Below are 18884 nucleotides of genomic sequence, written 5' to 3'. Positions count from 1 at the left end.
CCCGGGCTCCGGGTCCGGTCGGGCTCAGCCTTCGGCGCGGGAGAGCAGGACCACCGCGACGTCGTCGGTGAGCTCGCCGCCGTTGAGGCGGCGGGCTTCGGTGACGGAGGCCTCCAGCAGGCTCTCGCCGCTCAGCCCGCGGTCCAGGTGGCGGTTGATCATCTCGACCATGCCGTCCTGCCCGAGGCGTTCCCTGCCTTCGCCGATCCGGCCCTCGATCAGGCCGTCCGTGTAGAGCATCAGGCTCCAGGTGCCGCCCAGCTCCACCTGGCGGCGCGGCCAGCGCGCCTTGGGCAGCAGGCCGAGTGCCGGGCCGCTGTTCTCGTACGGGAGGAGCCGCGCGGGCCGTCCCGGCCGGGAGATCAGGGGCGCCGGATGGCCGGCCAGGCACAGGCCCGCGCGGCGGCCGTCCGGGGCGATGTCCACGGTGCACAGCGTCGCGAAGATCTCCTCGCAGGGGCGCTCCACCTCCAGGACCTCCTGGAGGGTGGCCAGCAGATCGTCGCCGCACAGCCCCGCGAGGGTGAGCGCGCGCCAGGCGATGCGCAGCTCGACGCCGAGGGCGGCTTCGTCGGGGCCGTGGCCGCAGACGTCGCCGATCATCGCGTGGACGGTGCCGTCGGGGGTGCGGACGGTGTCGTAGAAGTCGCCGCCGAGCAGGGCCCGGCTGCGGCCGGGGCGGTAGCGGGCGGCGAAGCGGAGGTCGGAACCCTCCAGGAGGGGGTTGGGGAGGAGCCCGCGCTCCAGGCGGGCGTTCTCCTGGGCCCGAAGTTTCGATTCTGCGAGCTTGTACTGGGCGATGTCGGCCCGTTTTCTCTCCACGGCGTAGCGAATGGCGCGGCTGAGCAGCCGGCCGTCGAGCTCGTCCCGGAAGAGGAAGTCCTGCGCGCCGACGCGCACGGCCTCGGCGGCGCGCTCCGCGTCGGCCTCGGCGGTCAGTACGAGGACCGCGTGGCGCGGGGCGATCCGCAGGACCTCGCGGAGGGTGGCGAGCCGGTCGTCGGCCGCCCCGGGGCCGGGATCCGCGAGGGAGAGGTCCAGCAGGATGCAGTGCACGTCCGGCGTGAGCAGCCGGGCGGCCTCGGTGAGGTTGCGGGCGGTGCGGAGCCGGATGCGGTGGCCGTCCGTGTCGAGGATCTCGGGCACGGTCAGCCCGCCCGCGGGGTCGTCCTCGATGACCAGGAGCGTCAGGGAGGTCTGCGCGGGGGCGGGTGAGGGGACGTGCACGACGGCGGTGGGCAGAACGGCCTGACCGCCCTCCGTGGCGAGGGTCTCCCTCTGCCGCGGTACGGGTAGGGGCATCGTCTCCGGTTCCTTCCCTCCCCCCGAGGGTGCGCTCATGCGCTCGACCCTAGCGGGCCGGTACGGGCGAGCGGAATGGAGGCCTTGAGGAGGAACCGGGGAGGGCCTCCGTCATATGCCGTTATCGGTGGGGAAATGCGGGCTGATGGATGACCAAGCTCACGGCGGAGGGTGCTGTCGTCCCGCCTGCCGAGATGGAACGGGCCGGTTTCCGCCCGTCGGCGCCGCGCGCGGGGGCCGTCGCCGGCCCCGACCCTGCCCTGCCCCGCCCCGGCCCGCCGTCCGACCCGTCGGCCCGGCCCGACGGCCCGACCGGCCCGGCCGAGTCGATGGCCCGACCCGGCCCGGCCGCCCGGCCCGCCGACGGATACCCGGCCGCCCGGCCCGCGGGCTACGCGTCCGGGCGGACGACCGCCTTGATCGGCATCGAGCCCGCGCCCGCCATCGTCACGTTGCGCCCCGGCCGCGGCGCGTGGACCATCGCGCCGTCGCCGACGTACATCCCGACGTGGCTCGCGTCGTCGAAGTAGATGATCAGATCGCCGGGCCGCATGTCCTTGAGCGCGACCTTCGGCAGCAGCCGCAGCTGCTCCTGCGAGGTCCGCGGGATGGCCCTCCCCGCCGCCAGCCAGGCCTGCGAGGTCAGGCCGGAGCAGTCGTAGGAATCGGGGCCCGTCGCGCCCCAGACGTACGGCTTGCCCGTCTGGGCGGCGGCGAACTGGATCGCCTTCTTCCCCGCCTCCGACGCCTTGCCGTTGACCTCCTTCAGCACGCCGCTCGACAGCCACTGCGTCTGCGCCTGGTGCTGGGCGTCCTGCTCCAGCTGGAGCAGCCGGGCCTTCTCCTCGGCCTCCAGCTTGCTCTCCAGGCCCTCCGCGGCCTTGATCTTCTCCTCGATCTGCTTCTTCGCGTTCTCCTGCTTGACCCGGTTGGACTCCAGCGTCTGCCAGAGCGCGCTCGCGTCCTTGGCGTACTGCTGGAGGTCGTGCTGGGTGCGGTCGAGGTCGGACAGCAGGTCCGTGGTGGCCTTCTCGCCCTGCCGCAGCCGGTCCTTCGAGTCCAGGAACTGGCTCGGGCTGTCGCTCAGCGCCAGCCGCGCGCCCGCCGGCAGGCCTCCCGAGCGGTACTGGGCGCGGGCGGCCGCGCCCGCGCGGTCCTTCAGCCCGGTGATCCGCTCCCGGCCGGCCACGATCAGCTTGGCGATCTCGACGATCCGCTGCGACTGGACCTTGGTCTCGCTCTCCGCGAGGTTGTAGGCGTCCGTGGCGCTGCCCGCCTGGCGGTACAGGTCCTCGATCTCCTTGCGGATCTGCTCCAGGGACTTGGCCCCCGGCTGGGGCGAAGGCGCCGTCGGCGACGCGGGTGCCACGGGCGACGCGGGTGCCACCGGCGAGGCGGGCGCTCCGGGCGCCGCGAACGCCGTTCCCGAGATGCCGAGGCCCGGGGCCGTCAGTATCGCCATCGCGCACAGCAGTGTGAGAGCGGACGCACCCCGCCGATGCCCTCGCTTCACGGTCCCCATGGTCCCCCCAGGCGCCCCTAGTCAGAACCGACTTCACCCGACATCAGATCTGACTATCCATCAGTAACTTGTCATTGCCTTCGGGATGGTGCCACGACTCGGTGAATTCCGACACCCTTGTGGATGCCCCCCTTGATCATCCCCGGCCGCGCCCCGCCCATCCCTGCCGACTCAACGGGCGGTTCCAGGCGCCGGTTCCCCGGCAAGCGATTTTCACCCCGCCGGGCGCAACGCCTCCCAGCGCACCGTCAGTTCCCCCTGCCGCCACCGCACCGGCCCGTCCGCCAGCGGCCAGTCCGCCGCCAGCGCCCGCGCCGTCCGGATCCAGCGCTGCCGCGCCCCGTAGGAGGCGTACGGAGCCGCCGCCGCCCACGCCCGGTCGAAGTCGCGCAGGAACGCGTACACCGGCTCACCCGGCACGTTCCGGTGGATCAGCGCCTTCGGCAGCCGCTCCGCCAGATCCGACGGCCGGTCGAGCGAGCCGAGCCGGGTGGCGAACGTGACCGTGCGCGCCCCCTCCGGACCGAGCGCGACCCACACGTGCCGCCGCCCGATCTCGTCACAGGTCCCCTCGACGAGCAGCCCGCCCGGAGCCAGCCGGGCGCACAGCCGCCGCCAGACCTCCTCGACCTGCTCCTCGTCGTACTGCCGCAGCACGTTCGCGGCGCGGATCAGCATCGGCGCCTCGCCGCCGTCCAGCGGGACCTCGAAGCCGCCGTGCCGGAAACTCAGCCCCTCCCGCTCGTACGGCTTCGCCCCCGCCACCCGCGCCGGTTCGATCTCGATGCCGACCACCCGCACCCGCGGCGCCGCCGCCCGCAGCCGCGCCAGCAGCTCGACCGCCGTCCAGGGCGCCGCCCCGTACCCGAGGTCCACCGCGACCGGCGCCTGCGCCCGCCGCAGGGCGGCCCCGTGCGCCGCCGCGATCCAGCGGTCCATACGACGCAGGCGGTTCGGGTTCGTGGTCCCGCGCGTCACCGTGCCCACAGGGCGTTTCGGGGGCGGCGGGGTGCTGCGGGATGCCATGCGCCGAGCGTATGCGGAGCGCCCGCACAAGATAAAAATCCGGCAAACGCACGAGGAAAACCCCTCCCCCCGGAATGCGGGGCACCGCCGTCCGGGTTGCACTCCTAGAAGAGCGCCGCCCGCGCTCCGTCCGTCATGCCGTCCGCGCGGCGCCCCGGCGTGCGAGCCGCACCGGCCGTCCGAGTCGTCCGAGCGAGAGGAACTGCTCCCTTGAGCCAGTACGTGTCCCGCCTCGGCGGCAGCATCAGCGGCCGGATCGCCGCGGCCCGCGGCACCCGCCACGACCCGCCCCGGCTGCGCCTCCCGGCCGTCGGCCACCACCGCAAGCCGCGCCGCGTGGCCATGCTCAGCGTGCACACCTCACCGCTGCACCAGCCCGGCACCGGCGACGCCGGCGGCATGAACGTGTACATCGTCGAGCTCGCCAAGCGCCTCGCCGCGATCAACATCGAGGTCGAGATCTTCACCCGCGCCACCACCGGCGGGCTGCCGCCCGTGGTCGAGCTGGCCCCCGGGGTCCTCGTACGGCACGTGGACGCGGGCCCGTACGAAGGCCTCGCCAAGGAGGAGCTGCCGGCCCAGCTGTGCGCCTTCACCCACGGCGTGATGCAGGCCTGGGCCGGGCACCGGCCCGGCTACTACGACCTCGTCCACTCCCACTACTGGCTCTCCGGGCACGTCGGCTGGCTCGCCGCCGAGCGCTGGGGCGTCCCCCTCGTGCACGCCATGCACACCATGGCCAAGGTCAAGAACGCGGCGCTGGCCGAGGGCGACACGCCCGAGCCGGCCGCCCGCGTCATCGGCGAGACCCAGATCGTCTCCGCCGCCGACCGGCTGATCGCGAACACCGCCGAGGAGGCCGACGAGCTCGTCCGGCACTACGAGGCCGACCCCGGCAAGGTGGCCGTCGTCCACCCCGGCGTGAACCTCGACCGCTTCACCGTCGGCGACGGCCGGGCCGCCGCCCGGGCCCGCCTCGGACTGCCGCAGGACGCGGTGATCCCCCTCTTCGCGGGGCGCATCCAGCCGCTCAAGGCCCCCGACATCCTGCTGCGGGCCGTCGCGGAGCTCGTGGACCGCGATCCGGCGCTGCGCGGGCGGCTCTTCGTACCCGTCGTCGGCGGGCCGAGCGGCAGCGGGCTCGCCGCGCCCGAGGGGCTGCAGAAGCTGGCGGCGAAGCTCGGCATCGCGGACCTCGTGCACTTCCACCCGCCGGTCGCGCAGGACCAGCTGGCGGACTGGTTCCGGGCGGCGTCCGTGCTGGTCATGCCCTCGTACAACGAGTCCTTCGGGCTCGTCGCGATCGAGGCCCAGGCCACCGGCACGCCGGTGCTCGCGGCCGAGGTCGGCGGGCTGCCGGTGGCCGTCAACGACGGGGTGACCGGGATCCTCGTACCCGGCCACGACCCGGTGGACTACGCGAGGGTGCTACGGCGCTTCGTGGACGAGCCGGGGCTCACGGACCGGATGGGCGGCGAGGCCGCGCGGCACGCGCAGTTCTTCGGCTGGGACACCGCGGCCAGCGGCACGGCGGACGTGTACACCGCGGCGATGCATGATCATCGCCGTCGCGTACGCTCCCACCATGGCTGACACCGCCGAGATCATCGAAGCGACGCTGAACGGCGCCGAGCTGAGCTGGGAGAGCCCGGAGCCGGGCTCGTACGTCGTCCAGCTCCCCGGCACCCGCAAGCTGTCCACCACCTGCTCGTTGCGGGTCGGCAAGCACTCGCTCTCGGTCAACGCCTTCGTGATCAGGCACCCCGACGAGAACGAGGCGGGCGTCCACCGCTGGCTGCTGGAGCGCAACCTCAAGCTGTACGGGATGGCCTACGCCGTCGACCGCCTCGGCGACGTGTACCTGACGGCCCGGCTCCCGCTGGCCGTGGTCACCCCGGACGACCTGGACCGGCTGCTGGGCACCGTCCTGGAGGCGGCCGACGGGGCGTTCAACACCCTGCTGGAGCTCGGCTTCGCGAGCGCGATCCGCCGCGAGTACGAGTGGCGCGTCTCGCGCGGCGAACCGACCTTCAACCTGGACGCCTTCAAGCATCTGACCCGGCCGGAGTGAGCGCTCCGGTCCCCGCCGCTCAGACCTCGGCGGCGGCCACGGCCGCTGCCTGAGGCGCCGGGGCCGGGGTCGGGGCCAGGGCCGGGGCGGGGACCTGGATCCGGACCGGCTGGACGGCCGCGTCGGGCTCGGCCGACTCGGGCGTGGCCGCCCGGGGCTCCGGACGTGCCTCCGCCTCCGCCCCCGCCTCCGCGCCCGCCTCCGCCTCCGCGGGAAGGTTGCGCATCAGCAGCCAGTACCCCAGCGCCGCCACCGTGCCCAGCGCCGCCGTGCCGCCCCACAGCCACCCCGCCCCGAGGTGGTCGAGGACCGTTCCGGCCATCAGCGGCGCCACCAGCGAGGCCACCGCCCAGGACAGCGTGTACATGCCCTGGTAGCGCCCCCGCCCGTGCAGCGGGGAGAGCCGCGCGACCAGCCCCATCTGGGTCGGGGAGTTCACGATCTCGGCCAGCGTCCACACGCACACGGTCAGCCCCAGGCTCCACACCGCGCCGCCGAAGGCCGTCAGCCCGAACCCGTACCCCGCCAGCAACGCCGAGACCACCAGCAGCTTCTGCGGGTCCCGGTGTTCGATGAACCGGGTGACCGGGATCTGGAGCAGCACGATCAGCACCCCGTTGACGGCGATCACCAGCCCGTAGTCCCCGGTCGAGAAGCCCTCCCGGCCCATCGCCAGCGGCAGCCCGAACGACCCCTGCATGAAGATCAGCGAGATAAGGAACGACAGCCCGACCACCCCCATGAACCGGCCGTCGCGCAGCACCGTCCCCAGCCCGACCTCGGGCTCGGCGGCCGCCTTCTCCGCGGCGCTCCTCTCCGGCCGCGACTCGGGCAGCTTCACGAACACCAGCACCGCGCACACCAGCGTCAGCGCCGCCTCGCCCAGGAACCCGGCGAGGTAGCTGTACTCCGCGATGAAGCCCGCCACGGTCGAGCTCACCGCGAAGCCGAGGTTGATGGCCCAGTAGTTCAGCGCGAAGGCCCGTACCCGGTCCTCCGGACGGACGATGTCCGCCATCATCGCCTGCACCGCCGGGCGCGAGGCGTTCGAGGTCATGCCGACCAGCAGCGCCACCGCCGCGATCGCCGCCGGATGCTCCATGAAGCCCAGCAGCGCCACCGAGAACGCCGTCGAGGCCTGCGCCGCCACCAGCGTCGGCCGCCGCCCCAGCCGGTCGGTCATCACCCCCGCGACCAGCGAGGAGACCACCCCGCCCAGCCCGTGCAGGGCCACCACCAGACCCGCGAACGAGCCCGAGTAGCCCCGCTCCAGGGTCAGGTACAAGGTCATGAACGTGGCGACGAAGGCCCCGAGCCGGTTGACGAGGGTGCTCGCCCACAGCCACCAGAACGCGCGCGGCAGACCCCCCACGCTCTCCCGGGCAACCCGTGTCAGACGACCGGTCAACATACGGATTCCCCCAGGCGATGTAAGCGTCTCTTCAGCTCCCCGCACCCTACGAGGGCCCGTCGTGCCCCGCCAGTCAATTGACGCGGAGCGTCAATCGAGGGGGCCTCGGGGCCGGTACGAAGGGCCCTCGGCGCCCCCTGGACGCCGCGCGCGAGCGCCCCTGGACGTCCATTAGGCTCGTACGCATGGCCGACGCACCGTACAAGCTGATCCTCCTCCGCCACGGCGAGAGCGAGTGGAACGCGAAGAACCTGTTCACCGGCTGGGTGGACGTCAATCTCAACGAGAAGGGCGAGAAGGAGGCGGTCCGCGGCGGTGAGCTGCTCACGGACGCCGGCCTGCTCCCCGACGTCGTGCACACCTCGCTCCAGAAGCGCGCGATCCGCACCGCGCAGCTGGCGCTGGAGGCAGCCGACCGTCACTGGATCCCCGTCCACCGCTCCTGGCGCCTGAACGAGCGCCACTACGGCGCCCTCCAGGGCAAGGACAAGGCCCAGACCCTCGCCGAGTTCGGCGAGGAGCAGTTCATGCTGTGGCGCCGCTCGTACGACACCCCGCCGCCGGCGCTCGAGGACGGCTCGGAGTTCTCGCAGTCCGCCGACCCGCGCTACGCGACGATCCCGCCGGAGCTGCGCCCCCGCACGGAGTGCCTCAAGGACGTCGTCGTCCGCATGCTGCCGTACTGGTACGACGCCATCGTCCCGGACCTGCTGTCCGGCCGCACCGTCCTGGTCGCCGCGCACGGCAACTCGCTGCGCGCCCTGGTGAAGCACCTCGACGGCATCTCCGACGCCGACATCGCGGGCCTCAACATCCCGACCGGCATCCCGCTCTCCTACGAGCTCGACGCCGACTTCAAGCCCCTCAACCCGGGCGGCACCTACCTCGACCCGGCCGCCGCCGCGGCCGCGATCGAAGCCGTCAAGAACCAGGGCAAGAAGAAGTAAGAAAAGCGATCATGCCCCTGACCTGCGCACACAGCGCAGATCGGGGGCATTCGTTTGCCCCGGGCCCACTGTGGGCCCTCAGCGTGGAGGACCGTCCGGCCTCAGAGCCCTGCCGAGAGCCTCCCGAGCACGGTCCCGGCTGCTCGGCATGAGGTGGGCGTAGACCTTCAGGGTGAGCCCCGGATCCGAGTGCCCCAGGTACTCGCTGACGGCCTTGATGCTCTCTCCGACGTCCAGCAGCACGGACGCATAGAAGTGCCTCAGCGCGTGCATGCCGTGCTCCCGCGCGGCGGCGTGCTCACGGCTCTTAGCCGCGGGGATGACGCCGACCTTGGCGAGCGCGGGCTTCCAGTGGTCCTCGTTCACCGACGTGCGCCACAGGTGCCCGCCCTGCGGACCGGTGAAGATGAGGCGCTTCGTGACGGGCTGGCCGCCGGCGCGCATCCAGGGCAGCGTGATCTCCACGGGTGGGAAGAGCTTCATGTGCGCCTTGAGCGCGTCCGCTACGGGGTCGGGCAGCGGCACGTCCCGCAGCTTGCCGCCCTTCGGCGGGGCGAACACGGGCACACTCAGGCTCTGCTTGAGCTGCTGGACGACGTGAAGCGTCCCGTTGGCGAAGTCGAGTTCCTCCACGGACAGCCCCAAGATCTCGCCCTGCCGCAGCCCGCAGCCGACGCCCACGTCCACCATGGGCTGGAACCGCTCGACCAGGGCGCCCCGCACGGCGAAGACCCGTTCCGGCTGCCAGGGGACCACACGGCGCGCGCCCATCTCCGGGAGCGCCACCGTGCGCGAGTTGCAGGGGTTCCGGGGTAGGCAGCCGTCCTCGACGGCGGCGCTGAGGACGGCGCGCACGTTGGAGAAGATGACGCGGGCGTACGAGCCGGACATCCCGGAGGCTTCGAGCTGCGTCACGAACTCGCGGATGTGGCTCGGCTGGAAGGAGCCCAGCGGCCGGTCCCCGATGCGCGGGAAGGCGTGCAGCTTGAGCTGAGACGTCATTGACGCTCGGGTGTTCGGGTCGCCGCTCTGGCTCGCCAGCCACTTCTCCGCGAACTCCCACCGGGCCGCGTTTCTGATCATCGCGGCAACGTGCTGCTAGTACTCCTCGCCCGCCCGTGAACCCCCAGAATGGTCCGCGTCTGGGGGTCCTCTCCGTGGTGCCGCTAGACGCTAGACAGCAGGTCACGGGCGGTCTGAGGTGCTAGCGGCACTGCTAGAGCTAGCAGTGCCTGGTGCTAGGCCTAGCAGGGGAAGGAGCGGCCTTCGGCCGCCGACCCCTGGCAGCTCGCTGCGCTCGCGCTCGCCGCTCAGTGGGGCATGGCTGTGTGGGCGACTGGCGGGACGCCATGAGTGTGACGCCCCCGCGTCACGCCTCGTTGCACGTGACGGCCCGGCTGGCCTCGGTGCCCTGGACCTGCGTGACTCTGGCGTCACGGCTGCCGTGACGCCCGTGACGCCGAGCCTCCTTGCGAGGCGCCGTGGGGCGGTCACCGGTTACCGGTTACAGGCCCCGCGAACGCCGGTTCGCGCTGTTCAGGGTGGGGAAGGGCGGTGTCTTCGGCCGGTTACCGGTAACCGGTAACCAGTAACCGCGTCCGATGTCTCTGACCGTTTTGGTCTCCCTGCCGTCGCCCGCCGGCCGCCGTATGGAAGAGGCCACCCGGCCGCGCCGGTGGCCTCTTCGTCTCCCGGCCGCGCCGAGTGGGGGCATAGCGTCCGCAGGGCCTTTCGCTAGAGACAGCTTTGACCTGCGCTGATGCTCTTAGCCGGGTGGGTGCTGCGGACGCTGCGGACACTGCCGGACGCTAGCCAATTCTCGTAGCGTCCGCACGATTCGTGCAGGTCAGAAACGAGCGAGAGTGTCCAGCGGACGCTGCGGACACTGTCCTCCCTCAACTCTCCAGGACGGCAGGTGGCCCCCGGCTAAGAGCTGCATGTCTCCCGTGGCGCCGACGGCTCTAGCTCGACTTCGTCGAGCAGCATGCCCCGAAGTACGGCCGGCCGCCGGAGACCATCGAGGAGTACCGGGCGCAGCAGCTTCAGGAGCAGGCGTAGAGGCTTGACCAGACGAGGAAGGACAGAACCCCGTGTACGCGATGCCCACGGGGTTCTGCGCTGCTTCGCCGGCCAGCGGGACGTCGACGCTACTTCCCGCACTTGGTCTTGTAGCCGTCCAGCAGAGCCTTGCCAGCATCCGAGTTGTCACGCACGTACGCGCTACCGCTGATGCTGATCGAGGTTTCGCTGGTTGAGATGGACTCGCTGCCGGTCCGCTTGTTGCGGGTGTCGTCTCCGGCGACCGTCCAGATGATCTGGGACTGATCCTTGTTGAACTCGCCGGTGCTGGTCACACCCGGCTTCTCGTTGACACCATCGCAGGTGTACTCATGATGCGAGACACTGTTGCCCTTGACGACCAGCTGGCCGAGTTTGGACGTGCCGTTGACGTCCTTGATGTAGTAGGTACCGTCGAGCTTGCTGGCGCCGTCGCTGCTTCCGCTGCAGGCCGTGAGTATGAGTGAGCCCGAGGCCAGGGCCGCGATGGATACGGCGATCTTGGCCCGCGTCCTACGTGCAGTCCTGGTGATGCTCATGGCGTTCTCCCTTCGTTCGTTATGGAAGTCGGTTTAAGACAGAAGGCCAGTCAAAATAACCTATGGATAGGTGACTTTGGCTGACCGGGACCCTCTGTCAGGTGCCTTCTCGGAGGTTGTCGAGCCGATGCTCAGTCAGCGCTAGCGCGACCTCGGACTGATTGAGCGCCAGCTCGCCGTCCTGGATGCGCCACTGCAGACGCTGCACGGGCGGGGCATCTGGTTCTTGGACTGCCAGGTCGCCGAGTTCACTCAGCTTTGCGTACGAGCGTGGTCTTCCTCTCGATCCAGGCACGGAGCTCGGTTGGGTCGACGTCACTCGGGAGCCCCGTGGCGAAAGGCCCTTCGGGTTGCGGCATGTCGATAGGGATGTGCGATAGCAGCACCGCGGGGGTCGTGTTGAGCACGTAGGCGATCGCGACGAGATCGTCGACGGTCCCAGGGCGATCGCATCGCTCCATCTCCGCGAGAGCGTCGGCTGAGATCGGGTGATCGAGCATCGAGACACCACGCCAGCCTGAGCCTTTACCGCATCGTCCGCGAGCTACAGACCCTCCTCGCGACATGGACCGGCGTATGCCCCACCTGCCACCGCGGCATACCCACACCAGCCCCAACCTGACCAAGCCCTACTAGTAGGCGCCCAGGTTCGGCGGCAACTTCCCGCAGCCTGTATGTCACCCCTCTGCCGAGCCTCGTAGAGCTCCCACGCACGTTCCAGGGTCTCCACCGCAGCCGGGATCGCGCCCCGCTCCTCCAGATACTCCCGTTGGCCGCTGAGCTGCCGTCGATTTGGCCAGTGCGAACCCGGTAGCCGCCACGTTCCCGGAGTCGCGCCGGCCTGGGCGCCGATGGGTCGCCGCCGGAGGGCGGTTCTTCCCGTCCCTCTCTTGTCGCTTGTCGCTTGTCGCCTCAAGGGGAAAGACGCCCGAGGGACCGGCATGCAAGCAGCTGAGCTGCGAATACAAGGACGACAAGCGACAAGCGACAAGACAAGCGACAAGCGGACTCGGGCAAGTCCCTGACGGGTTCGGCGGAGTGGCGATAGCGTCGGGGAGGCCCGCATGAAGGCCAATCTGGCGCGAATCCTGGGCCCACTCTGGGCCCTCCGAGGGTGACCAACGTCGAAGGGCAACGACCAACGATGACCGCTCGGGTGCAGGTCAGCGACGGTGCCCAAGTCCGTGAGCAGGGGCGGAAGACGGGCCCGCCAGAACCAGGGCAAGAAGTAGCCCCACGCACGAACGAGCCCCCCGCCCGCGGTCTCCGCGGGCGGGGGGTTTCTCGTTGCGGACGCGGGCGCGCGAAGGGCCCCGGCCGGCGGAGCGGAGGCCCTTCGCGTACGTGGGTCCGGGCGGGCGGGGTCAGCCGCCGCACTGGCAGGGGGCGCCGGACTGGCAGCCGCAGCCGCAGCCCGAGCCGCAGCCGCAGGCCGCGAGCAGCGGTAGGCGCAGCGGCTCCCGGGGTGGCTGCTGCTCGTGCTCCGGGGTGATGGGGACGGGGGAATCGGACATGGATCCTCCTCGCAGGCGGCGTGCGCACGGGTCGTCGTACGTCGTTGTGCCTTCGCCCTCATTCATGCCCAGCCGCACCGGCGCGTCAACGGCGCATTGGGGCAGAACCCCAAGGCGCCCCCGGCACGGCTCAGGCCACGGCTCAGGCCACGGATCAGACGCCCTCGACCTGCGTCGGCTGCTGGAGCTCGTCCGCGTGCTCGCCCGTCACCAGGTAGACGACGCGCTTGGCGACCGACACGGCGTGGTCCGCGAAGCGCTCGTAGTAGCGGCCCAGCAGAGTCACGTCGACGGCCGTCTCGATGCCGTGCTTCCAGCGGTCGTCCATCAGGTGCTGGAACAGCGTGCGGTGCAGCTGGTCCATCTCGTCGTCGTCCTGCTCCAGCTGGAGCGCCAGGTCGACGTCCTTCGTGATGATCACCTCGGCGGCCTTCGCCATCAGCCGCTGCGCCAGCTGACCCATCTCCAGGATCGTGGCGTGCAGGTCGTGCGGCACGGCCCGGTCCGGGAAGCGCAGCCGCGCCAGCTTCGCGACGTGCTGCGCCAGGTCGCCGGAGCGCTCCAGGTCGGCGCTCATCCGCAGCGAGGTGACGACGATGCGCAGGTCGGTGGCGACCGGCTGCTGGCGGGCCAGCAGTGCGATCGCGCGGGCCTCTAGGTCGTGCTGGAGGTCGTCGACCTTCTGGTCGGCGGCGATCACGCTCTCGGCCAGCTTCAGGTCGGCGTCGAGCATGGAGGTCGTGGCCCGCCCGATCGCGGAACCGACGAGCCGGGCCATCTCGACCAGGCTTTCTCCGATCGAGTCCAGTTCCTCGTGGTACGCGTCGCGCATGGTGGTGGTCCCTCTCTTGACTGCTCGCCTGCTGTTGCCGCGGGCTCGTACTACTACTGCCCTACTGCTGCGTGGCTCCTTGCCTCACGTTTACACGGTGGGCCGCAAACGCGTCCGACTCCGGCACCACAAGTGAATCAGCCCCGTCGCCAGGGTGAACTCTGGGCGACGACTGTTCGAGCTGCCACCCGAACGGCTGTGGAAGTGTCGTTGCGCCTGCTTAACCTGGATCCATGGACGTGAACGCGGCGGTCGCCGCAGCTGCAGCGATCGCCGGTCTTTGCACCGGTGTGATCGCGATGCTGGCGTTCCGCTGGAGCGAGCGCGACCAAGCCCGCCCCACGAGGAGCTCCATGCGCCCCGACATCAATGCGGTGCTCCCACCAGGCGTGGACACCGTGCTTTCCGTACTCCGCTCCTCCGCCGTCGTGCTCGACGAGGGGGACGCGGTGGTCAAGGCCAGCTCGGCGGCGTACGCCCTCGGACTGGTACGCGGCGGCAAACTCGCCGTGGAACCGATGCTGCACATGGCGCGCGACACCCGCCGGGACGGAGAGATACGCCAGGTCGAGCTCGACCTGCCCCGGCGCGGCACCGGCCGCGGCGAGGCCCTCGCCGTCTCCGCCCGGGTGGCGCCGCTCGGCTCCCGCCTGGTGCTGCTGCTGGTCGAGGACCTCACCGAGGCCCGCCGCATCGAGGCGGTACGCCGGGACTTCGTCGCGAACGTGTCGCACGAGCTGAAGACCCCGGTCGGAGCGATCTCCCTGCTCTCCGAAGCGGTCATGGACGCCTCCGACGACCCCGAGGCCGTCAGCCGCTTCGCGGGCCGCATGCAGATCGAGTCCACCCGGCTGATCAACCTCGTACAGGAGCTCATCGATCTCTCCCGGGTACAGAACGACGACCCGCTGGAGGACGCCGAGCCCGTACGGGTGGACACGCTGGTCGCGGAGGCCATCGACCGCTGCCGCCACACGGCGACCTCCAAGCAGATCACCATGGCCGCCGGCGGCACCGCCGACCTGCGGGTCTGGGGCAACCGCGGACAGCTCGCGGCCGCCCTCGGGAACCTGGTGGAGAACGCCGTCAACTACAGCCCGGCCCGGACCCGCGTCGGCATCGCCGCGCGACGGGTCACCGCGCCGGGTGGAGACTTGATCGAGATAGCCGTGACCGACCAGGGCATCGGCATCCCGGAAAAGGACCGCGAGCGCATCTTCGAGCGCTTCTACCGCGTCGACCCCGCCCGCTCCCGCGCCACGGGAGGAACCGGCCTGGGCCTCGCGATCGTGAAGCACGTAGCGGCTTCGCACGGCGGGGAGGTGTCGGTATGGAGCTCGGAGGGCCAGGGTTCCACCTTCACCCTGCGCCTCCCCGAAGCAGCCGCGCCGGCCCCGGCGACGGCCCCAGGACCCACCCAGCCCCTGCTTGAAACAGAAACAGCCATTCCTGCCCCGGAGGTCCTTCCGTGACCCGAGTGCTCGTCGTCGAGGATGAGGAATCCTTCAGCGACGCCCTGTCCTACATGCTCCGCAAGGAGGGCTTCGAGGTCGCCATCGCCGCGACCGGGCCCGACGGGCTCGACGAGTTCGAGCGCAACGGCGCCGACCTCGTCCTCCTCGACCTGATGCTCCCCGGTCTGCCCGGCACCGAGGTGTGCCGGCAGCTGCGCGGCCGCTCCAACGTCCCCGTGATCATGGTGACCGCGAAGGACAGCGAGATCGACAAGGTCGTCGGGCTGGAGATAGGAGCCGACGACTACGTCACCAAGCCGTTCTCCTCGCGGGAGCTGGTCGCCCGCATCCGCGCGGTCCTGCGCCGCCGCGGCGAGCCGGAAGAGGTCACCCCGGCGGCCCTGGAGGCCGGTCCGGTACGCATGGACGTGGACCGGCACGTGGTCACCGTCGCCGGCGGCAAGGTGGACCTCCCGCTCAAGGAGTTCGACCTGCTGGAGATGCTGCTGCGCAACGCGGGCCGCGTACTGACCCGCATGCAGCTCATCGACCGGGTCTGGGGCGCCGACTACGTCGGCGACACCAAGACCCTCGACGTCCACGTCAAGCGCCTGCGCGCCAAGATCGAGCCGGACCCGGGCGCGCCGCGCTACCTGGTCACGGTGCGGGGCCTGGGCTACAAGTTCGAGCCGTAAGCCGGCGAGGTGGCCCGGGCTACAAGTTCGAGCCGTAAGCCGGCGAGGTGGCCCGGGCCGGCGATGGCCGGCCGGAGGCCGAGAGCACCGAAAGGGCCCCCACCCGCTGCTGCGGGTGGGGGCCCTTTCCGTACGGCGTTACGGCGCTACGTGCCTCAGTGGCCGGCGCTGTGCGAGGGGGAGCCCGACGGGCTGCCCGACGGGGTGCCCGAGGCGCCGGCGGCCGGGCTGCCGGACGGGGAGCCCGACGGCGAGCCGGAGGGGCCCGCGGAGGCGGAGCCGGACGGGGAGCCGGAGGGGGCGGGACCGGCGGCCGGGGCCACGGTCGGGCCGTAGCCCGCGTACATGCCCGTCGCCGGGACCACGAAGGCGTCCAGGGCCACGTCGCCCGTGCTGCTCAGCTGGAAGGTGACCTCCTGGACCTCGCCGTCCTTGACGGCCTCGCGGCCGGACTCGATCACGGCGGAGGGGTTGCCCTTGCCGCCCAGCACCACGGAGCCGCCGGCCGGCACGAGGATCTTCGTGGCGCCCGCGGCGTCCTTCAGGACGACCTTGCTCTTGGCACCCGCGAGGGTGATGCCGTCAAGGGTCTGCGCCTTGGTGCCGGAGTTGAAGACCGTCGCCGAGACGGACGCCGGGCCCTTCTTGTCCTTCTCGCCCTGGGTGATCACCAGAACGTTCTGGACCTTGATGTCGCCCTTGGTGACGGCGGCGTTGTCCGGCTTGATCTCGAGAGTCTGCGCGTTGTTGCCCGCTCCGCATGCGGCGAGCGAAGCGATCGAGAACACGACGGCGGTAGCGGCGAGGGCGCCGCGTCGAAGGCTGCGGCTCACGGCGGCGGCAACTCCTTGGACGTTCGGACGGAGGGTGGACGCCCCCAGCCACGTGCGCTGGGAGGTTCCCCCTGGGGCGGTTGAGGTAAAGCCGCCCTAAGGGTGTGTCAGCGCGCTTAGGTTACCGAGCCGCCGCCCCGCCCCCGCACCCGACCCTCCGCAGGACGTCACCCGCGCTGTGCCGGTCTCACGAGGGCCTATGCGATCGGCTTCCCGTCCGCCGGCCATCCGCTTCCCGTCCGCCGGTCATCCGCGCGCCATCCGCCCGTGATCTTGCATTCCCCAAATCGCCTGCCGACCCGCCCGGTGATCAATTCCGGGATTCCCCCGGCCCGCCCTCCGTGATCAATTCGGGATTGGGCCGGAACCGTTCCGTACGGGTGTCCGCCAGTCGAACGGAGTAGTCGGGTTTTCCGTCGCCGAACCCGGCAAATCGGGACGTACATCACACCTGCGGGCTCGTCCGCCAGGTGTAACGTGGTCGTTTCGCCCGGTCCGCACAGCGCCTCCGACCTGCGAATACCCCCTTCCGCAAGCCCTTCGCAGCACGTTCGTGTCGTTGTTGTCAAGCCCCGAGATGTGCTCTGACCTGCGAAAACGCCATTCATAACAGTCCGTTCTCGTGTTACCCTGGATAGCCACGGAAGGGGTACCTGTCACATGACGTTCAAGGTTGGCGACACCGTGGTCTATCCCCATCACGGGGCCGCGCTGATCGAGGCCATTGAGACTCGTCAGATCAAAGGCGTGGACAAGACCTACTTGGTGCTCAAGGTCGCCCAGGGCGACCTGACGGTTCGTGTGCCTGCGGACAATGCGGAGTTCGTCGGCGTTCGCGACGTAGTCGGCCAGGACGGGCTGGACCGGGTCTTCGAGGTGCTCCGCGCACCGTATGCAGAAGAGCCGACGAACTGGTCCCGGCGCTACAAGGCAAATCTGGAGAAGCTCGCTTCTGGCGATGTCATCAAGGTCGCCGAAGTCGTGCGTGACCTGTGGCGTCGTGAGCGTGAGCGCGGGCTTTCCGCGGGTGAGAAGCGCATGCTCGCCAAGGCGCGCCAGATTCTGGTGAGCGAGCTCGCGCTCGCCGAGAACACCAACGAGGACAAGGCCGAGGCCCTCCTTGACGAGGTTCTCGCGTCCTGACACGACCAACGGTCGTACACAGTTGTGCCGCGGTGCCCGATGACAAGGAGACTTGTTGCCGGGCGCTGCGGCATGTCTGTACCCATACCTTTTTGCGCACTGCCTGTTCACGCGCCTGCTCACACTGCGTGAACGCCTCACTGGCGTACCGGGTCCGGGCAGCCGGCTCGACCGGTCGTCACGGAAGGGGCGAGGGCGTCGCACCCGGCACCCCTCAGGCCATACCCATGTCGGCCGAAGTCACAAACCTGGCTCGGAGCTACTGATGTCTGACGAATCGCGTCCCCACCGCACCGCCGCCGTGATCCCGGCCGCCGGGCGCGGGGTACGCCTCGGTCCCGGTGCCCCCAAGGCCCTGCGGACCCTCGGCGGGATCCCCATGCTGGTCCACGCCGTCCGCGCGATGGCCCGCTCCCGCGCGGTCTCCCTCGTCGTGGTCGTCGCACCGCCCGACGGGGCCGCCGAGGTGCGCCGCCTGCTCGACGAGCACGCGCTGCCCGAGCGGACCGAGATCCTGGTCGTACCCGGCGGGGAGACCCGCCAGGAGTCCGTACGCGCCGGCCTCGCGGCGCTCCCGGCCGACGTCACCACCGTGCTCGTCCACGACGCGGCCCGCCCGCTGGTCCCCGTGGACACCGTCGACTCGGTCGTGGAGGCCGTACGCGACGGCGCCCCCGCCGTGGTGCCCGCCCTGCCGCTGGCCGACACCGTCAAGGAGGTCGAGCCCGGCAAGCCCGGCGAGCCCGAGCCGGTGGTCGCCACGCCCGAGCGGGCCCGGCTGCGCGCCGTGCAGACCCCGCAGGGCTTCGACCGCGCCACCCTCGTACGGGCCCACGAGCAGGTGGCCGTCGCCGGCGAGGGCGCCACCGACGACGCCGGGATGGTGGAACAGCTCGGGGTCACCGTCGTGGTGGTGCCGGGCCACGAGGAGGCCTTCAAGGTCACCCGCCCGCTCGACCTGGTCCTCGCAGAAGCCGTGCTCGCCCGTAGGAGGGCCACCGATGCCTACTAGTCCGCTCATCCCGCAGGTCGGCATCGGCACCGACGTGCACGCCTTCGAGGCCGGCCGCGAGCTGTGGTGCGCGGGCCTGCTCTGGGAGGGCGAGGACGGCCTCGCCGGGCACTCCGACGGCGATGTCGCCGCGCACGCCGCCTGCGACGCGCTGTTCTCGGCCGCCGGGGTGGGCGACCTCGGCGCGCACTTCGGCACCTCCCGCCCCGAGTGGTCCGGCGCCGCCGGCGTCACCCTGCTGGCGGAGGCCGCCCGGATCGTGCGGGCCGAGGGCTTCGAGATCGGCAACATCGCGATCCAGGTGATCGGCGTACGCCCGAAGATCGGCAAGCGGCGCGAAGAGGCACAGAAGGCGCTCGCCGCCGCCGCGGGCGCCCCCGTGGCCGTCTCCGGGACCACCACCGACGGCCTGGGCCTCACCGGCCGGGCCGAGGGCCTCGCCGCCATCGCCACGGCCCTCGTCTACCGGGCGGACGCCGGAAACGCGGCCCCGTGAGCCCCGCCGCGTCACGTCTTCGGCAACAA

16 protein-coding genes and 1 pseudogene are annotated in these 18884 nt (G+C 71.1%); 8 read left to right on the top strand and 9 right to left on the bottom strand.

What is annotated here, in order from left to right; translation table 11 throughout:
* Positions 1-24 precede the first annotated feature (24 nt).
* The 3 genes from ACZ4TG_RS29410 to ACZ4TG_RS29400 form a co-directional block, all read right to left on the bottom strand.
* On the bottom strand, positions 25-1302 hold the full coding sequence (locus tag ACZ4TG_RS29410) for a PP2C family protein-serine/threonine phosphatase (protein ID WP_468168110.1): 1278 nt from the start codon (positions 1300-1302) through the stop codon (positions 25-27).
* Between the two features lie 391 nt (positions 1303-1693).
* Positions 1694-2824, bottom strand: a complete 1131-nt coding sequence (locus ACZ4TG_RS29405) for a C40 family peptidase (protein ID WP_468168107.1) — start codon at positions 2822-2824, stop codon at positions 1694-1696.
* A 213-nt stretch (positions 2825-3037) separates the two neighbouring features.
* Positions 3038-3850 (bottom strand): class I SAM-dependent methyltransferase, encoded by an 813-nt coding sequence (locus ACZ4TG_RS29400; protein ID WP_468168104.1) that lies wholly within the window; start codon positions 3848-3850, stop codon positions 3038-3040.
* 210 nt (positions 3851-4060) lie between these two features.
* On the opposite strand from ACZ4TG_RS29400, the gene mshA reads away from it, so the two are divergent.
* Together mshA and ACZ4TG_RS29390 are read left to right on the top strand one after the other, a co-directional pair.
* The gene (gene mshA / locus ACZ4TG_RS29395; RefSeq protein WP_468168101.1) at positions 4061-5443 is read left to right on the top strand and encodes a D-inositol-3-phosphate glycosyltransferase; all 1383 of its coding nucleotides are present in this window, start codon (positions 4061-4063) and stop codon (positions 5441-5443) included.
* Entirely contained in the window at positions 5436-5921 is a 486-nt protein-coding gene (locus tag ACZ4TG_RS29390) for a type III secretion system chaperone family protein (protein ID WP_468168098.1), read from the top strand. The genes mshA and ACZ4TG_RS29390 overlap by 8 nt, the downstream gene beginning before the upstream one ends.
* A 19-nt stretch (positions 5922-5940) precedes the next feature.
* On the opposite strand, the gene ACZ4TG_RS29385 is transcribed toward ACZ4TG_RS29390, so the two are convergent.
* Positions 5941-7332: an MDR family MFS transporter gene (locus tag ACZ4TG_RS29385; protein ID WP_468168095.1), complete on the bottom strand. Its 1392-nt coding sequence runs from the start codon at positions 7330-7332 to the stop codon at positions 5941-5943.
* 185 nt (positions 7333-7517) lie between these two features.
* Here ACZ4TG_RS29385 and ACZ4TG_RS29380 point away from each other — a divergent pair, with 185 nt between their 5' ends.
* Positions 7518-8279 (top strand): phosphoglyceromutase, encoded by a 762-nt coding sequence (locus tag ACZ4TG_RS29380; RefSeq protein ID WP_468168092.1) that lies wholly within the window; start codon positions 7518-7520, stop codon positions 8277-8279.
* A 78-nt stretch (positions 8280-8357) separates the two neighbouring features.
* Here the strand turns inward: ACZ4TG_RS29380 and ACZ4TG_RS29375 are convergent.
* The 4 genes and pseudogenes from ACZ4TG_RS29375 to phoU all read right to left on the bottom strand — a co-directional run.
* A pseudogene (locus ACZ4TG_RS29375) lies at positions 8358-9338 on the bottom strand (tyrosine-type recombinase/integrase); the annotation flags it as partial.
* A gap of 1088 nt (positions 9339-10426) precedes the next feature.
* A complete protein-coding gene (locus ACZ4TG_RS29370) occupies positions 10427-10876 on the bottom strand; it encodes a hypothetical protein (protein ID WP_468168089.1) in 450 nt (149 codons plus the stop codon).
* A 1364-nt stretch (positions 10877-12240) separates the two neighbouring features.
* Positions 12241-12390, bottom strand: a complete 150-nt coding sequence (locus ACZ4TG_RS29365; protein WP_468168087.1) for a hypothetical protein — start codon at positions 12388-12390, stop codon at positions 12241-12243.
* 154 nt (positions 12391-12544) lie between these two features.
* Positions 12545-13222 carry a phosphate signaling complex protein PhoU gene (phoU, locus tag ACZ4TG_RS29360; protein ID WP_468168084.1) on the bottom strand — a complete coding sequence of 226 codons (678 nt, stop codon included), beginning with the start codon at positions 13220-13222 and terminating at the stop codon, positions 12545-12547.
* 233 nt (positions 13223-13455) lie between these two features.
* Here phoU and phoR point away from each other — a divergent pair, with 233 nt between their 5' ends.
* Entirely contained in the window at positions 13456-14694 is a 1239-nt protein-coding gene (phoR, locus tag ACZ4TG_RS29355) for a two-component system sensor histidine kinase PhoR (protein WP_468168081.1), read from the top strand.
* 5 nt (positions 14695-14699) lie between these two features.
* Positions 14700-15371 carry a two-component system response regulator PhoP gene (gene phoP / locus ACZ4TG_RS29350; protein ID WP_465270294.1) on the top strand — a complete coding sequence of 224 codons (672 nt, stop codon included), beginning with the start codon at positions 14700-14702 and terminating at the stop codon, positions 15369-15371.
* 155 nt (positions 15372-15526) lie between these two features.
* Here the strand turns inward: phoP and ACZ4TG_RS29345 are convergent, their stop codons facing one another.
* Positions 15527-16204, bottom strand: a complete 678-nt coding sequence (locus ACZ4TG_RS29345; RefSeq protein WP_468168079.1) for a DUF461 domain-containing protein — start codon at positions 16202-16204, stop codon at positions 15527-15529.
* Between the two features lie 660 nt (positions 16205-16864).
* Here ACZ4TG_RS29345 and ACZ4TG_RS29340 point away from each other — a divergent pair.
* The 3 genes from ACZ4TG_RS29340 to ispF all read left to right on the top strand — a co-directional run bounded on the left by ACZ4TG_RS29340 (position 16865) and on the right by ispF (position 18855).
* Positions 16865-17347 carry a CarD family transcriptional regulator gene (locus ACZ4TG_RS29340; RefSeq protein WP_003953493.1) on the top strand — a complete coding sequence of 161 codons (483 nt, stop codon included), beginning with the start codon at positions 16865-16867 and terminating at the stop codon, positions 17345-17347.
* A 265-nt stretch (positions 17348-17612) separates the two neighbouring features.
* Complete coding sequence (gene ispD / locus ACZ4TG_RS29335; RefSeq protein WP_468168076.1) at positions 17613-18359, top strand: 2-C-methyl-D-erythritol 4-phosphate cytidylyltransferase; 747 nt, start codon at positions 17613-17615, stop codon at positions 18357-18359.
* The gene (gene ispF, locus ACZ4TG_RS29330; RefSeq protein ID WP_468168073.1) at positions 18349-18855 is read left to right on the top strand and encodes a 2-C-methyl-D-erythritol 2,4-cyclodiphosphate synthase; all 507 of its coding nucleotides are present in this window, start codon (positions 18349-18351) and stop codon (positions 18853-18855) included. The genes ispD and ispF overlap by 11 nt, the downstream gene beginning before the upstream one ends.
* Positions 18856-18884 lie beyond the last annotated feature (29 nt).

This window comes from Streptomyces sp. NPDC028314 (assembly GCF_055565795.1).
Note: the sequence above shows the minus strand (reverse complement) of the source record. Positions and strands in the feature narration are given on the sequence as shown.

Excerpts from the sequence above, each read along its gene's own strand:
- ACZ4TG_RS29385 (WP_468168095.1), bottom strand. The coding sequence starts at position 7,332 with ATGTTGACCGGTCGTCTGACACGGGTTGCCCGGGAGAGCGTGGGGGGT.
- ACZ4TG_RS29390 (WP_468168098.1), top strand. The coding sequence starts at position 5,436 with ATGGCTGACACCGCCGAGATCATCGAAGCGACGCTGAACGGCGCCGAG.
- ACZ4TG_RS29410 (WP_468168110.1), bottom strand. The coding sequence starts at position 1,302 with ATGCCCCTACCCGTACCGCGGCAGAGGGAGACCCTCGCCACGGAGGGC.
- phoU (WP_468168084.1), bottom strand. The coding sequence starts at position 13,222 with ATGCGCGACGCGTACCACGAGGAACTGGACTCGATCGGAGAAAGCCTG.
- ispF (WP_468168073.1), top strand. The coding sequence starts at position 18,349 with ATGCCTACTAGTCCGCTCATCCCGCAGGTCGGCATCGGCACCGACGTG.
- ACZ4TG_RS29400 (WP_468168104.1), bottom strand. The coding sequence starts at position 3,850 with ATGGCATCCCGCAGCACCCCGCCGCCCCCGAAACGCCCTGTGGGCACG.
- ACZ4TG_RS29380 (WP_468168092.1), top strand. The coding sequence starts at position 7,518 with ATGGCCGACGCACCGTACAAGCTGATCCTCCTCCGCCACGGCGAGAGC.
- ACZ4TG_RS29405 (WP_468168107.1), bottom strand. The coding sequence starts at position 2,824 with ATGGGGACCGTGAAGCGAGGGCATCGGCGGGGTGCGTCCGCTCTCACA.
- ACZ4TG_RS29340 (WP_003953493.1), top strand. The coding sequence starts at position 16,865 with ATGACGTTCAAGGTTGGCGACACCGTGGTCTATCCCCATCACGGGGCC.
- ACZ4TG_RS29365 (WP_468168087.1), bottom strand. The coding sequence starts at position 12,390 with ATGTCCGATTCCCCCGTCCCCATCACCCCGGAGCACGAGCAGCAGCCA.
- ACZ4TG_RS29370 (WP_468168089.1), bottom strand. The coding sequence starts at position 10,876 with ATGAGCATCACCAGGACTGCACGTAGGACGCGGGCCAAGATCGCCGTA.
- ispD (WP_468168076.1), top strand. The coding sequence starts at position 17,613 with ATGTCTGACGAATCGCGTCCCCACCGCACCGCCGCCGTGATCCCGGCC.
- phoR (WP_468168081.1), top strand. The coding sequence starts at position 13,456 with ATGGACGTGAACGCGGCGGTCGCCGCAGCTGCAGCGATCGCCGGTCTT.